Source organism: Cohnella lubricantis (assembly GCF_014212015.1).
In the GTDB taxonomy this organism is placed as follows: Bacteria; Bacillota; Bacilli; order Paenibacillales; family Paenibacillaceae; genus Cohnella; species Cohnella lubricantis.
The window spans coordinates 1-13,875 of the sequence record NZ_JACJVN010000072.1 but is presented as its reverse complement, the minus strand read 5'-3'; the positions used below and the strand labels follow the sequence as shown (position 1 = coordinate 13,875).

Below are 13,875 nucleotides of genomic sequence, written 5' to 3'. Positions count from 1 at the left end.
AAGGAAGGCAAGCAATACGCGTATTGCGGGAATGGCGATATATGTTAAGATAACTGACATAAATGGAATGAAGTTCTTGCCCAAAACCGGATAAAGGTGTTATGATATCGGTGGATTATTCGGTTTTTGGACGGGAGAGAGGATCTGTGAAAAAGTTGAAACGCAGTGCGCGCCTCGTAGAGATGACGCAATACCTATTAGCCCGTCCTCACACGTTAATTTCGCTGACAGCATTTGCCGATCGTTACCAATCGGCCAAATCTTCGATCAGCGAGGACTTGGCGATCATTAAGGAAGTATTTGAGGAAGAAGGCATCGGCGAATTATATACGCTTGCCGGGGCCGCGGGCGGGGTACGCTTCGTGCCGAAGTGCCGCAAGGAGCAGGCGCTCGAGAGAATACAGAGCATCTGCCGGGAGCTTGAACAGCCGGATCGGCTGCTGCCGGGCGGCTATCTGTACATGACCGACCTTCTGGGCCAACCCGGGCTGCTGCAGGACGTGGGGCAGATGTTCGCCACCGCCTTCGCCGATCGAAACATCGATGCGATCATGACGGTGGAGACGAAGGGCATACCGCTGGCTCATGCCGCATCGCTCTATCTCAACGTTCCGGTCATCATCGTTAGGCGCGACCACAAGGTAACGGAAGGCTCGGTCGTCAGCATCAATTACGTATCCGGTTCCACCAAGCGAATTCAGACGATGTCGCTGGCGAGAAGAGCGCTGCGGGAGGAATCCCGCGTGCTGATCATCGACGACTTCATGAAAGCTGGCGGAACCATTCAAGGCATGATTGACCTGCTGCATGAGTTCCGCGCTGTCGTTGCGGGCGTCGGCGTCTTCGTGGAATCCGGCGAGGTGGATAATGAAGAGAGGCTGCTCCACGACTATATATCGCTTGCGAAGCTGACGGAAGTCGATCTGAAGAGCAGGCAGATCGTTGTGCAGCCAGGCAATTTCTTTAATTAAGGAGGAATTCATAATGTCTTTATCGATCGTCTCCACCACGGAAGCGCCAGCCGCCATCGGCCCTTATGCCCAAGCGGTGCGATTCGGCGACTTCCTGTTCACATCGGGTCAGATTCCGCTGACGCCGGAAGGCCAATTGGTTCCAGGAGGCATCGAAGAACAAGCCCATCAGGTGCTTCGCAACTTGAAGGCTGTGCTGGCAGCGGCAGGAGGAGACTTCAGCGATGCGGTCAAGACGACTTGCTTCCTGAAGGACATGAACGACTTCGCCGCCTTCAATGCAGTCTATAGTTCTTACTTCGGTGCGCACGCCCCGGCGCGTTCCGCCGTTGAAGTTGCGCGGTTGCCAAAGGACGTTCTTGTCGAAATTGAGCTTATCGCGGCGATACCTGTCGCTAGAGCGAGCAAATAAAAAATTTTTTTAATAACTCATTTGGATTTTCCAGTTTTAAGAAGGAATTTGCACGATAATGTGGAATATTACACCAAGTCTTCGAATGGGACAAAGGTGGTGAACACAAGTGCAAATTACAGATGTAAGGCTCCGCCGTGTGAATTCCGAGGGGCGCATGAAGGCCATTGCTTCGATTACCATTGACAACGAATTCGTCGTTCACGACATTCGCGTCATCGATGGCAACAATGGCATGTTCGTTGCTATGCCGAGCAAACGGACTCCTGATGGCGAGTTCCGCGACATTGCTCACCCCATCTCTTCCGGTACGCGGGAGAAGATCCAGACGGCCGTTCTGGCAGAATATGAACGCGCCGCACAAGACGAAGAAGTACTGGTTGAAGGTGCTTAAAGGCAAGAAGAGAGAGATGAATATGCGGAATAGTTGAGAGAGAGCAGACATCCTGCTCTCTCTTTTCATTTGGTTCGGAATAAGCTATCATTTTGTAGGGATTGCGGAACGTGACGCTCGGAACTTGAAGGGAGGAACGACAACCATGACAAGAATCGCGATTGTTCTGGCGGCCGGACAAGGAAAGAGGATGAAGTCCAAATTATATAAAGTGCTGCATCCGGTTTGCGGCACGCCGATGGTCAGCCATGTGTTGAAGGCAGTGAAGCAGGCCTCATGCGAGCGCGCCGTCGTGATCGTCGGGCATGGAGCCGAGGCTGTTCAGGCGCATCTGGGCGATGCGGCGGAATACGTCCTGCAAGCGGAACAGCTTGGAACGGGGCATGCCGTGCTTCAGGCCGAAGCGCAGCTCGGCGGCGTAGACGGCACGACCGTCATCGTCTGCGGCGATACGCCGCTGGTGACGGGCAATACGCTCGAAGAGATGATCGCGCTGCATGAACGTGAAGGCGCCGCGGCTACCGTGATGACTGCCGACATGGATCCGCCAACTGGCTACGGGCGCGTCATTCGCGGCGAGAGCGGCGAAGTGATGCGCATCGTCGAGCAGAAGGATTGCTCTCCGGCAGAAGCGGCCGTGCGCGAGATCAACACCGGCACTTACTGCTTCGATAATCGCAAGCTGTTCGCAGCGCTGGCGCAGGTGACGAATAACAACGCGCAAGGCGAGTATTACCTGACCGACGTGATCGGCATTCTGCAGAACCAAGGCGATCGTGTGTCGGCTTACAAGGCGGCCGACCACGCGGAAGCGATCGGCGTCAATGACCGTGTCGTCCTTGCCGAGGCTGAGAGGCTGATGCGCCGCCGCATTGCGAAGGCGCACATGTTGAACGGCGTGACGATCATCGATCCGGAGCATACGTATATTGAAGCGGACGTGACGATCGGTGCGGATACGGTTCTGTATCCGGGCACGATGCTCCGCGGAAGAACGGCAATCGGCGAGGGCTGCATCATCGGTCCTTCAGCGGATCTTAAGGATACGACGGTGGGCAGCGGAACGACGGTTCGCCAGTCGACGACCGACGAAGCGGAGATCGGCGAGGCTTGTTCGATTGGACCGTTCGCTTATTTGCGTCCGGGCACGAAGCTCGCGGACCAGGTCAAGGTCGGCGACTTCGTCGAGCTGAAGAATACGACCGTCGGCGAGGGCAGCAAGATTCCTCATCTGAGTTACGTAGGCGACGCAACCGTAGGTTCGAATGTGAACATCGGCTGCGGCGCGATAACGGCCAATTACGATGGGTATAATAAATCGAGAACGGAGATCGGAGACGATTCGTTCATCGGAAGCAACGCGAACTTGATCGCTCCGGTGACGATCGGCAAAGGCGCTTACGTCGTGGCCGGCTCCACGATTACGAACAACGTAGGCGATAACGATATGGCAATCGCACGAGAACGCCAAGTGAACAAGCCGGGCTATGCGGAGAAGCTTCGCGCCCGCGCTCGCGCCAAGAAAGAACGGAACTAATAGAATTAAGAATAATCGTTATAAATAGGACGTTACCAATTAAACGTTCTGCTCGTACGTAATAGTAACCCTACAAAAGTTCAAAGGCTGGTGCGTTATGTCTTACCCAGATGGTACATTGAAGCTGTTCGCGGGCAACTCCAATCCCCGCCTCGCCGAAGCGATCGCTCGCAATATCGGCATCAAGCTCGGAGACGCTGAGATGAGAAGATTCAGCGACGGGGAGATTCATGTCCGGCTGGACGATAGCGTACGGGGAAGCGATGTCTTCGTCGTGCAGTCGACCTCACAACCGGTGAATGAGAACTTGATGGAGCTGCTCGTGATGGTGGATGCGCTCAAGCGGGCATCGGCCAAGACGATCAATGTCGTGCTTCCGTATTACGGCTATGCGCGGCAAGACCGCAAGGCGCGTTCGCGTGACCCGATCACAGCGAAGCTGGTCGCGAACCTGATCGAGACAGCCGGCGCGCATCGGGTCATTGCAATGGACCTTCACGCCATGCAGATTCAAGGATTCTTCGATATTCCCGTCGACCACCTGCTGGGTGTGCCGATTCTGGGTGACTACTTCAAGAGCAAAAGCCTGCTTGCGCCAATCGTCGTCTCGCCGGACCACGGCGGCGTCGTACGCGCGCGCCGTCTGGCGGATGAACTGCAAGCGCCGCTCGCCATCATCGATAAGCGCCGTCCGGAGCCGAACGTCGTTGAAGTGATGAACATTATCGGGGACGTCTCTGGACGCACGGCCATCCTGATCGACGACATCATCGACACGGCCGGCACGATCTCTCTTGCGGCACAAGCGTTAAAGGAGGCGGGCGCTCGCGAGCTGTACGCTTGCTGCACGCATCCGGTCCTGTCCGGACAAGCACTTGCGCGCCTGGAGGCATCGCCGATCACGGAAGTCGTCGTGACCGACACGATTCCGCTGCGCGACCCGTCCGCATCGACCAAGGTGAGAGTGCTGTCGGTCGCTCCGCTGATCGCGGAAGCCATCGTTCGGATTCACGAGCAGCAGTCGATCAGCAAGCTGTTCGAGCCGCACGTATAAGTCGGGAGTTGGGCGAACGGTTAGTCCGGGCTGCGAATGGGTACTAATAGGGTATAACCGCCTTCAGGAGGGGTTCCCTAATGAGTACAGCATTGCAAGCGCAAGAACGAACGACAATTACGAAGAGCGCCTTGCGCCATCTGCGCCAGCAAGGCAAAGTGCCAGGCGTCGTCTATGGCAAGGGGCTTGCCGCCCCGGTGTCCGTCGCCCTCGATGCCAAGGACCTGGCATTGCTGCTGCGCACGAATCCGCACAGCATTCTCGAGATGAACGTTCCCGGCCGCGGCTCCCAGCCGGTGCTGCTGACGGACATTCAGCGCGACTCGCTGAGCGGACAAGTGCTGCACGTAGATTTTCACCAAGTTAACTTGAATGAGAAGATCCAGGCGGAGGTTCGCCTCGACTTCCAAGGCAAGAGCCCCGGCGAGCAAGAAGGCGGCATGCTGCAGATCGTGCTGCATGAGCTGGAAGTCGAATGCTTGGCGAGAGACCTGCCGCCTTCCATTCCGGTCGACATTAGCTTGCTTGAGGTTGGCGATCACCTGACCGTTGCCGATCTAAAGCTTCCTGACGGCATCAAGGCGGCGCTGGAGATGGATACCGTCGTTGCCTCCGTATTGGCGCCGCAGAAGGACCGCACCGAGGAAGAGCTGGAGGCAATGGACGACGCGGCCGAGGAGAACGAGCAGCACAGGCGAGCCTTCGAAGCGGTGGAGAAGGACTAGAACGACGCTCCGCTCCGCTTCGCTGAAGGCGTCGGATGCCGCTAATGCGCGCGATATGCCGTTAGACAAGAAGGGCTGCGCCCCAGGGTACAAGACCCGAAGGCGCAGCCCGATTTGTTATGTGTGCCGCCTCTTAATAACCAGGTCTAGAGACGAAGATAAACTGACGGCGGCTGTAGAAAATATTGTTGACCTTCACGAATTCTTTGCCATAATATTCGATGAACCCAATGTCCTTATGCAGACGGCCCCGATACACTTGAATGGGTACTTCGGCGTCCATGTGGTCCAGGAAGTGGTCGTCGTCAAAGATGATTTGGCCGTTCATGTACACGATATCACCCTCTTCTAAGCGGTTTCTATATTCACTAAGACACAGCAGGCGGCGAATTCGTTTCACCGTTTGAAACATTTTTTTATACACTCCATGTATTTTTATGCGATTGAGGAGGAGCAACGGATGCGATGGATCGTCGGACTCGGCAACCCCGGGCCAGCCTATGAATCAACCCGGCACAACGCCGGATTCATGGTCGTTGACGAATTGGCCAAGCGTTGGAACGTCAGCGTCACCCCGAACAGCAAATGCAAAGGACTCATGGGCGAGGCTCGCATTCAAGGCGAGAAGGTGGCGCTGCTGAAGCCGATGACGTTCATGAACCTGTCGGGCGAATCGGTGCGGGGGTTCATGGATTTCTACAAGGCTAGGCTCGAAGATATGATCGTCGTCTATGACGACCTCGATACGGAGACGGGCCGTATACGTCTCCGCTACCAAGGCAGCGCGGGCGGCCACAATGGCATCAAGTCGATCATTCAGCACGTCGGCACGCAGACGTTCAACCGGGTGCGGATGGGCATCTCCCGCCCGAAGCCGGGAGTTCAGATCGTCGACTACGTACTGGGCACTTTCCCCAAAGGGGAACAGCCGGAGGTTCGCCGCATGGTGGAGGAAGCCTGCGATGCGATTGAATTCGCCCTGAGCCATCCGTTCGAGGAGACGATGGCGAAGTACAACGGCCGCGGACCGGACAAGGGTTAGGCCGGACATTCGGCACTGGCAGCCGTCTGGATGGACGCTTAAGTTCAGCCAATGCCGGGCATACTGGAGGTAACGCGGCGAACGCCGCATAACTGTCCAGAAGGAGGCATACATATGGCTGTGAACTATGTCTGCCGGCATTGCCAGATGCCTCTCGGAAGCTTCGAGAATGAGCAGGTCCCCGAGTATAAGCTGGGCTTGCATTTCTTGACCCCCGAAGAGCGAAAGCGTATAATATCGTATAATTCCAACGGAGACGTGACGGTAAGGGTTATCTGCGATTATTGCAGCCAGACGCTGGAGAGCAATCCGGAGCTGGCGCTCTTGTCCAATCCGCTCCAATGAACCGTCAACAGATGCGGAGGCCTTGGCATGAGCCGGGGCTTCTTTTTTAAGTCTCGCTCCCGGATGAGGGGCGAGGCCGTTTGGCGTGATGCAGATGAAAGGGGAAACGCCATGCAGGCGCTTATGAATACGTTTGCCTCCGATCCCGACGTCGCCTCCATTCTTGCAGGCGTACGCAGCGGCATGCGGGAACAGCTGGTCGCCGGATTATCGGGTTCGGCCAGACAGGTCATGATCGCATCCCTGTTCCGCGAACTGAATCGACCGATGCTGGTCGTTACGCATAACATGTTCGCGGCGCAGAAAATGATGGAGGATCTGCAGGAATGCTTGTCCGCGGAAGAGGTGCTGTTGTATCCCGCGAATGAGCTGATCGCGGCGGAGACGGCTATCTCCAGTCCCGAGACCTCCGCGAGACGGATGGATGTGCTGCTTCAACTCGCGGAAGGCTTCCGCGGGGTCGTTGTCGTGCCCTTCTCCGGCGTGCGGAGATTCCAGCCCGACCGGATGACGATGGCGCAGAGCCGTGTCCGGCTCAAAGTCGGGGATTCGCTGCCGATGAACGAGTTCCTCTCGCGCATGATCGGTCTTGGCTATGAACGCGTGGATCGCGTCGAGCAGAAGGGGCATCTTAGCGTTCGGGGCGGCATCGCCGACTTCTATCCGCTCACTTCGGCTGTCGCGGTGCGCGTCGAATGGTTCGACGACGAGATCGATTCGATCCGCACGTTCGACCCGGCCGACCAGCGCTCGATCGACAAGCTCGATGCCTACACGGTGCGCCCTTGCCGCGAGATTGTCGCCGACGAGAGGCGGTTCGCCAATGCCGCCCAGCATGCCGGCGAGCTGCTGGAGCGCCAGCTGGATCGAATGAGCGACCGGCAGGCGAAGGAGCGGCTGCGCGCCGAGATCTCCAGAGAGATGGATTTACTTCGTCAGAACATTTACTTTTCTGAAATCTATAAATATATCTCTTTGCTCTATCCCGAGAGACAGACGCTGCTGGATTACGTGCCGAAGGACACGGTGCTGTTCATGGACGAGCCGACCCGGCTGCAGGAGACGGCGCGCCAGTTGGAGCGGGACGAGACGGAATATTCGACGCATCTGCTGCAGCAGGGCAAGTCGCTTCCAGGCTTCGTGCTGGCCCTTGAGGCCGAGCAAGCGCTTCATCCGAAGGCGTTCCAGACGGTCTATCTGAACCTGTTCGTCCGCCAAATTCCGCACACCCAGCCGCAGAACATCGTGAACATTACCTGCCGGACCATGCAGAACTTCCACGGGCAGATGAATGTGCTGAAGGCCGAGATGGAGCGGTGGCGCAAGAGCGGTGCTCACATTGTCATGCTGGCCGGGAACGCGGATCGCGCCGACCGGATGCGGCGGGTGCTGGACGATTATCACATCGCGGCGCCTGAGATCGCGCAGGGCAACCTGCAGAGCGGCTTCGAGCTGCCTTCGGTCAAGCTCGTCGTCATCACCGAAGGCGAGATGTTCACACAGAAGCAGCGGAAGGCGCGCCGCGTCGATCGCCGGATGGATAACGCGGAGCGGCTGAAGAGCTACACCGATCTGAAGGTCGGCGATTACGTCGTCCATCAGAACCACGGCATCGGCAAGTATCTGGGCATCGGCACGCTGGAGATTAACGGCATTCATAAAGACTATCTCCACATCGTCTATGCGGGCGGGGACCGGCTGTCCGTGCCTGTGGAGCAGTTCGACCTCATTCAGAAGTATGTGGGCTCCGAAGAGAAGGAGCCGAAGGTGAACAAGCTTGGCGGCGCCGAATGGAACCGGGTGAAGTCGAAGGTTCGCTCCTCCGTCAAGGATATTGCCGACGACCTAATCAAGCTGTATGCCGAGCGGCAGGCGACGCGAGGGCTGGCCTTCGGCGAGGATACGCCTTATCAGCAGGAGTTCGAAGCGATGTTCCCTTACGAGGAGACGCCGGACCAGCTGCGGGCGATCGAAGAGATCAAGAAGGATATGCAGCAGCCGCGTCCGATGGACCGTCTATTGTGCGGAGACGTCGGCTACGGCAAGACCGAAGTCGCTGTCCGCGCCGCGTTCAAGGCGGCGATCGAAGGCAAGCAGGTCGCCGTGCTCGTGCCGACGACGATTCTGGCGCAGCAGCACTACGAGACGTTCCGCGAGCGGTTCTCGGGCTATCCGTTCCAGATTCGCGTGCTCAGCCGGTTCCGCTCCCGCAAGGAGCAGACGGAGTCGATGAAGGGGCTGAAGGCGGGCACCGTGGACATCGTCATCGGCACGCATCGTCTGCTGTCGCAGGATATTGTCTTTAAGGATCTGGGCCTATTGATCGTCGACGAGGAGCAGCGGTTCGGCGTGTCCCACAAGGAGAAGCTGAAGCGGCTGAAAACAAATGTTGACGTGCTGACACTGACAGCAACGCCGATTCCGCGCACGCTGCACATGTCCATGCTCGGCGTTCGGGACTTATCGGTCATCGAGACGCCGCCGGAGAACCGGTTCCCCGTGCAGACGTACGTCGTCGAATACAGCCCTACGCTCGTTCGCGAGGCGATTGAGCGGGAGATGGCGCGCGACGGGCAGGTCTACTTCCTGTATAATCGCGTCCAAGGCATCTATCAGATGGCGGAGCAGATCTCTGCGCTCGTGCCGGATGCGAAGATCGCGGTCGCGCACGGCCAGATGTCCGAGCAGGAGCTGGAGCGGACCATTCTGGACTTCCTCGACGGCGAATATGACGTGCTCGTCAGCACGAGCATCATCGAGACCGGCGTCGACATTCCGAACGTCAACACGCTTATCGTGCACGACGCGGATAAAATGGGCTTATCCCAGCTCTACCAGCTGCGGGGACGGGTCGGCCGTTCGAACCGGATCGCCTACGCGTACTTCACCTATCAGAGGGACAAGGTGCTGACGGAAGTGGCCGAGAAGCGGCTGCAGTCGATCAAGGAGTTCACTGAGCTCGGCTCCGGCTTCAAGATCGCCATGCGCGACTTGGCCATCCGCGGCGCCGGCAATCTGCTCGGCGCGGAGCAGCACGGCTTCATCGCGTCGGTCGGCTTCGATCTCTATTCCCAGATGCTCGCGGAAGAGATTCAAGCGCGCAAGCTGGAGAAGTTCGGAGAGGAAGCCGTCGTTCCGGCGCCTGTCAATACGCAGCTGGATCTGAGCGTAGATGCGTACCTGCCTTCCGACTACATCTACGACAGCATTCAGAAGATCGAGATCTACAAGAAGGTCGCCGCCGCCGCAGCGCTTGAAGACGTCTCCGACCTGCTGGAAGAGCTGGTTGACCGCTTCGGCGATCCGCCCAAGGCAGTGCTTAATCTGCTGGCGGTCGCGCGAATTAAGGTCTATGGCAGACACTATGGCATTGAATCGATGTCGAAGCGGGGGGATGAGATCCAGCTCAAATTCGCGGAGAAGTTCAGCAAGGAAGTGGATGGGGCTAAGCTCAAGACATTGGAGCTGAAGCTGAAGGGGAAGCTGCAGCTCATCACGGCGAACCCGCAGTTGACGCTCAAGCTTCTCGTTCGAGGGCTGGATGACGACGCTATGTTGGCTTTCGTCGAGGAATTTCTGTTACAATACAAAGAAGCAACTAATATCAAGGGGGAATTACAAGATGTTGCACCCTAGAAGCAGCCCGTTCAGCCGGACGGCTATTACGCTGCTGGCTCTGGCGCTGCTTATCGGCCTGTTGGCCGGATGCGGCAAGAAGGATGATAACAACGGCGACGCTGCGGCGAGTCCGAGCGCGAGCGCAAGCGCAAGCGAAGATATACCCGCCGATACCGTCATTGCGACGTATGACGGCGGACAGATAACGGAAGGCGACTTCGCCAAATATGTGGGCTTCATGAGCATCATGCAAGATCCGCAAATCGCCATGTATATGTCGATTCCGCAGTTCAAGGAGCAATTCGTCAAGCAATATGCGGTCTACAAGGTTCTGGCCGGCCAAGTGTCGGACGAGCAGAAGCAAGATGCGCAGAAGCAGCTCGACGACTTCAAGGCGCAGATGGCGGAGGCGCTCAAAGGCGAGAACGCCGCGTCTCTTCAGGATGCGATGAAGTCTAACAATATGACCGAAGAAGATATGTACAATATCTTCGACACTGTCATCTCTTCCGGCGAGATCATCCAAGCGAAGCAGCAAGAGTTGACGGCTGCCGTGAAGGATACGGACATTAAGGCGATCTACGACAAGGCACCGTCCGATTACAACGTCGACACTGTCCGTCACATTCTCGTCTCCACATCGACTACGAACGACGCAGGAGAGACGGTCACGCGCACTGATGAAGAAGCGCTCAAGCGGGCGCAGGACGTCAAAGCCCAGCTCGAAGCCGGCGGCGACTGGACCAAGCTGGCGAAGGAGTATTCCGATGATCCCGGCTCGGCGGACAACGGCGGCTTGTACGAGCCGACTGTGGCGAAGAACTGGGTCGAGGAGTTCAAGAACGCTGCGAACACGCAGCCGATCGGCAAGATCGGCGATCCGGTCAAGACGGATTACGGCTATCACGTCATCTTGGTCGAGAAGCGCGAAGAGTCAACCTACGACAAGCTGTCGCAGACCGACAAGGATGAGATCGTCAGCTCGATCGTCGATCCGCAGATGCAATCTTATATGGAAGAGCAAGAGACGAAGCTGAACGTTCAAGTGACGCTTCCGGAAGCGGCTCCGGAGCCATCCGCCAGCGCATCGGCATCGCCGTCCGCCAGCGCGTCTCCGTCGGCTTCCGCCGGACAATAACGCATTGCAAGCAGCATAAGATGGACAAGCCCTCCCGTTGGCGCCCACCGCGCCGATTGCGGAGGGCTTTTTTTTATGAAATCGTGTCAGCACGCACGGTGGAAAATGCGCATGGCAAAGCTAGGCTACCGCTAGCAGCCCATTGAAAAGGGGGGGCAGGGGAAGCGGCTTGGGGCTGCCATCATATTCTCTGAGGCGCGGGAGGCGGATTAATGTGAGGTAACGAGTACCTTACATTCGTGGAGTAAAAGGGGATTGGACTAAAGTGGGGTATTAAGTGCCCCACATTCGCGGAAACTCGGGAGACTAGCTTAAAGTGAAGTACTGGGTACCTCACAATCGATGAGACGCTGAGGATCAAGTTAGCGTAAGGGATTGAGCACCTCACTGTCGTCGAGGAGCTGGAGTTCCATCTACATAATTGCGGATTATCCGCCTACATAAAATGTAGATTTTCTCACTTAACGGTCTTGAATCTGAAGGTTTTGCCATGTTGGCGTCTCGGCACCCCCAAACGCGCACTCCCGCACGAACCCTCTAGAAGAACGTTGGCTGATTTCTCCATCGGTGGGCAAGCGCATAAGATATTGGGAGGGGTTAATACTATCCCCAAGATCAAGGGTCAATCTCTACTGACGGTTCCATCGTTCAGTTATACACTGCCCCCCGCACGCGGGGACTCACGTCAAGGTTCAACAACATCGAAGAAAGCGGGGCAACACGAGCTATGAAAGCAACCGGGATTGTACGTCGCATTGATGACCTCGGTCGAGTCGTTATTCCGAAGGAAATCCGCCGCACGCTCCGCATCCGCGAAGGAGATCCGCTCGAGATATTCGTGGATCGTGACGGCGAGGTCATCCTTAAGAAATATTCGCCGATCGGCGAGCTTGGCGACTTCGCCAAGGAGTATGCCGAATCGCTGTCAGAGAGCACGGGCCATACCGCGATCATCTCGGACCGGGATACGATTATCGCCGTAGCCGGGGCTTCCAAGAAGGAGTACATGGACAAGCCGGTCGGCAGCCTGCTCGAGACTTGTATGGAGAACCGCAAGATTCAGCTGGAGCGGCAGTCTGGCAGCTATGAGATATTACGCGACGGGCCGGAGGCATTGACTTCCTTAGTCGTCGCTCCGATCGTCGCTGGAGGAGATCCGATCGGCACGGTGCTGCTCTTAAGCAAAGACGAGAACGTGTCGATGGGCGAGATGGAGAGCAAGATGGTCGAGACGGCGGCCGGATTCCTGGCGAAGCAGATGGAGCAGTGAAGGCAGACACGGCAGTAGCTGCAGTAATGGCAGCAGCGGCAGTAAAGGCATTACCGGCATAGCGAGGTTTACCAAGCTTCCCGAAGGTGGAACGCCACCTCGCAGGGGAGCTTTTTTTTTCCTTATAAGCCGTCTGGCATACGTGCTATAATGCGTTCATGGCAAGATTCGGCTCAGGATAAGGGCGTTGGACGGAAGGAATGCACGTATGGCGATAGGCAGGAGGAACAACGGGAAATCGGGAAGAGACCCATCCGAGGACAAGGGAGCCTTCATGCACGGAGGCGCAGTCGGCGAGAGAGAGGCATCCTTCGGAGGAGACACATTCGGCGAATCGGAATCCAGCGAGAGAACTGGCTCGGGGATGTCCAACGGTGAGACATCCATCGAAGATATTCCCGTCGAAGGGGCTGGCGCGGGGACCGCATCCGCAGGGCGGCCGGCTCCGTCCGGCATGAGAGCCGTGTCCATGGCGCGGGGCGCTGCATGGCTCGGCGGGGCGGCGCTGCTCTCCAAGCTGATCGGCACGCTGCAGAAGATTCCGCTGCAGAATTTGGCTGGCGACCGTGTGTTCGGCCTCTACAGCGCGGTCTATGCGCTCGCGGTCATGTGGATGACGCTGGCGGCCGCGGGCATTCCGGTGGCGGTGTCAGCGCTCGTCGCAGAGCGGACGGCTGCCGGGGACGAGCAGGGAGCGCGGCGCGTGCTGCGCTGGTCGGCGGGACTGCTCTCCGTCACGGGACTTGTCGCGTTCGCGCTGCTCCAATGGGGAGCGGGCTTGTTCGCGGACTGGATGGGGGCGTCGGAAGCGGAGGACGCCATACGTACGTCGTCGCTGGCGCTGCTGTTCGCCCCGCTCACAGCGGTGCTCCGAGGCTATTCGCAAGGGCGAATGGATATGAGGTTGCCGGCTCTCTCGCAGCTGGCGGAGCAGTCGGCGCGCGTGGCATTCATGCTCGTCCTGCTGTTCTGGGCGCTGCATGGCGCTTGGTCGGCAGGATCGACGGCAGCGGCGGTGCATGGCGGGCTTGCGGCGGGTGCTGCCGCAGGGCTGCTCGCGATGCTGTGGGCGCAGCGCGGAGAGCGGAGGCTGGCGGCCGCAAGCTCGGCTAGGGTTGCGATTGACGCATCGGGCAAGGATAAGAATGAGGACGCAGCTGCGCCGCCGACCGAGAAGCGGCTTGCGCTGCTGAAGCGGATCGCCGGCGTGGCGCTGCCGGTCGCCGCCGCATCCGTCGTCGTACCGTTGTTCGGCCTGATCGACACCTTCACCGTGCCGCGTCTGCTGCAGAACGCCGGCGATACGTCCGCCGAGGCGCTGTCCGCCTTCGGCCAGTACAACCGCGGCATCGCGCTGCTGCAGCTGATC

At 58.0% G+C, this 13,875-nt stretch carries 13 protein-coding genes; 12 read left to right on the top strand and 1 reads right to left on the bottom strand.

Annotated features, from left to right (window positions below; translation table 11 throughout):
- Window positions 1-146: 146 nt before the first annotated feature.
- The 6 genes from purR to H4Q31_RS17790 all read left to right on the top strand — a co-directional run bounded on the left by purR (window position 147) and on the right by H4Q31_RS17790 (window position 5,093).
- Window positions 147-971 carry a pur operon repressor gene (gene purR / locus H4Q31_RS17815; protein ID WP_185180418.1) on the top strand — a complete coding sequence of 275 codons (825 nt, stop codon included), beginning with the start codon at window positions 147-149 and terminating at the stop codon, window positions 969-971.
- Between the two features lie 13 nt (window positions 972-984).
- A complete protein-coding gene (locus H4Q31_RS17810; protein ID WP_185180417.1) occupies window positions 985-1,383 on the top strand; it encodes a RidA family protein in 399 nt (132 codons plus the stop codon).
- Between the two features lie 109 nt (window positions 1,384-1,492).
- Entirely contained in the window at window positions 1,493-1,777 is a 285-nt protein-coding gene (spoVG, locus tag H4Q31_RS17805) for a septation regulator SpoVG (RefSeq protein WP_185180416.1), read from the top strand.
- A gap of 145 nt (window positions 1,778-1,922) precedes the next feature.
- Window positions 1,923-3,314, top strand: coding sequence for a bifunctional UDP-N-acetylglucosamine diphosphorylase/glucosamine-1-phosphate N-acetyltransferase GlmU (glmU, locus tag H4Q31_RS17800; RefSeq protein WP_185180415.1), 1,392 nt, complete (start codon window positions 1,923-1,925; stop codon window positions 3,312-3,314).
- A 97-nt stretch (window positions 3,315-3,411) separates the two neighbouring features.
- The gene (locus H4Q31_RS17795) at window positions 3,412-4,368 is read left to right on the top strand and encodes a ribose-phosphate diphosphokinase (protein WP_185180414.1); all 957 of its coding nucleotides are present in this window, start codon (window positions 3,412-3,414) and stop codon (window positions 4,366-4,368) included.
- 80 nt (window positions 4,369-4,448) lie between these two features.
- Window positions 4,449-5,093 carry a 50S ribosomal protein L25 gene (locus tag H4Q31_RS17790; RefSeq protein WP_185180413.1) on the top strand — a complete coding sequence of 215 codons (645 nt, stop codon included), beginning with the start codon at window positions 4,449-4,451 and terminating at the stop codon, window positions 5,091-5,093.
- Between the two features lie 133 nt (window positions 5,094-5,226).
- Here the strand turns inward: H4Q31_RS17790 and H4Q31_RS17785 are convergent, their stop codons facing one another.
- On the bottom strand, window positions 5,227-5,421 hold the full coding sequence (locus H4Q31_RS17785; RefSeq protein WP_185180439.1) for a hypothetical protein: 195 nt from the start codon (window positions 5,419-5,421) through the stop codon (window positions 5,227-5,229).
- A 132-nt stretch (window positions 5,422-5,553) separates the two neighbouring features.
- On the opposite strand from H4Q31_RS17785, the gene pth reads away from it, so the two are divergent.
- The 6 genes from pth to H4Q31_RS17755 form a co-directional block, all read left to right on the top strand.
- A complete protein-coding gene (gene pth, locus H4Q31_RS17780; RefSeq protein ID WP_185180412.1) occupies window positions 5,554-6,135 on the top strand; it encodes an aminoacyl-tRNA hydrolase in 582 nt (193 codons plus the stop codon).
- Between the two features lie 114 nt (window positions 6,136-6,249).
- Window positions 6,250-6,480 carry an anti-sigma-F factor Fin gene (gene fin / locus H4Q31_RS17775; RefSeq protein ID WP_185180411.1) on the top strand — a complete coding sequence of 77 codons (231 nt, stop codon included), beginning with the start codon at window positions 6,250-6,252 and terminating at the stop codon, window positions 6,478-6,480.
- A gap of 111 nt (window positions 6,481-6,591) precedes the next feature.
- The gene (gene mfd / locus H4Q31_RS17770; protein ID WP_185180410.1) at window positions 6,592-10,116 is read left to right on the top strand and encodes a transcription-repair coupling factor; all 3,525 of its coding nucleotides are present in this window, start codon (window positions 6,592-6,594) and stop codon (window positions 10,114-10,116) included.
- Window positions 10,103-11,236 carry a peptidylprolyl isomerase gene (locus tag H4Q31_RS17765; RefSeq protein WP_185180409.1) on the top strand — a complete coding sequence of 378 codons (1,134 nt, stop codon included), beginning with the start codon at window positions 10,103-10,105 and terminating at the stop codon, window positions 11,234-11,236. The genes mfd and H4Q31_RS17765 overlap by 14 nt, the downstream gene beginning before the upstream one ends.
- Before the next feature lie 727 nt (window positions 11,237-11,963).
- The gene (gene spoVT / locus H4Q31_RS17760; RefSeq protein ID WP_185180408.1) at window positions 11,964-12,506 is read left to right on the top strand and encodes a stage V sporulation protein T; all 543 of its coding nucleotides are present in this window, start codon (window positions 11,964-11,966) and stop codon (window positions 12,504-12,506) included.
- Between the two features lie 208 nt (window positions 12,507-12,714).
- Window positions 12,715-13,875, top strand: a 1,161-nt coding sequence (locus H4Q31_RS17755; protein WP_185180407.1) for an oligosaccharide flippase family protein, incomplete at its 3' end; no start/stop codon positions are given.

Excerpts from the sequence above, each read along its gene's own strand:
- H4Q31_RS17810 (WP_185180417.1), top strand. The coding sequence starts at position 985 with ATGTCTTTATCGATCGTCTCCACCACGGAAGCGCCAGCCGCCATCGGC.
- spoVT (WP_185180408.1), top strand. The coding sequence starts at position 11,964 with ATGAAAGCAACCGGGATTGTACGTCGCATTGATGACCTCGGTCGAGTC.
- H4Q31_RS17785 (WP_185180439.1), bottom strand. The coding sequence starts at position 5,421 with ATGAACGGCCAAATCATCTTTGACGACGACCACTTCCTGGACCACATG.
- fin (WP_185180411.1), top strand. The coding sequence starts at position 6,250 with ATGGCTGTGAACTATGTCTGCCGGCATTGCCAGATGCCTCTCGGAAGC.
- glmU (WP_185180415.1), top strand. The coding sequence starts at position 1,923 with ATGACAAGAATCGCGATTGTTCTGGCGGCCGGACAAGGAAAGAGGATG.
- mfd (WP_185180410.1), top strand. The coding sequence starts at position 6,592 with ATGCAGGCGCTTATGAATACGTTTGCCTCCGATCCCGACGTCGCCTCC.
- pth (WP_185180412.1), top strand. The coding sequence starts at position 5,554 with ATGCGATGGATCGTCGGACTCGGCAACCCCGGGCCAGCCTATGAATCA.
- H4Q31_RS17790 (WP_185180413.1), top strand. The coding sequence starts at position 4,449 with ATGAGTACAGCATTGCAAGCGCAAGAACGAACGACAATTACGAAGAGC.
- H4Q31_RS17795 (WP_185180414.1), top strand. The coding sequence starts at position 3,412 with ATGTCTTACCCAGATGGTACATTGAAGCTGTTCGCGGGCAACTCCAAT.
- H4Q31_RS17765 (WP_185180409.1), top strand. The coding sequence starts at position 10,103 with ATGTTGCACCCTAGAAGCAGCCCGTTCAGCCGGACGGCTATTACGCTG.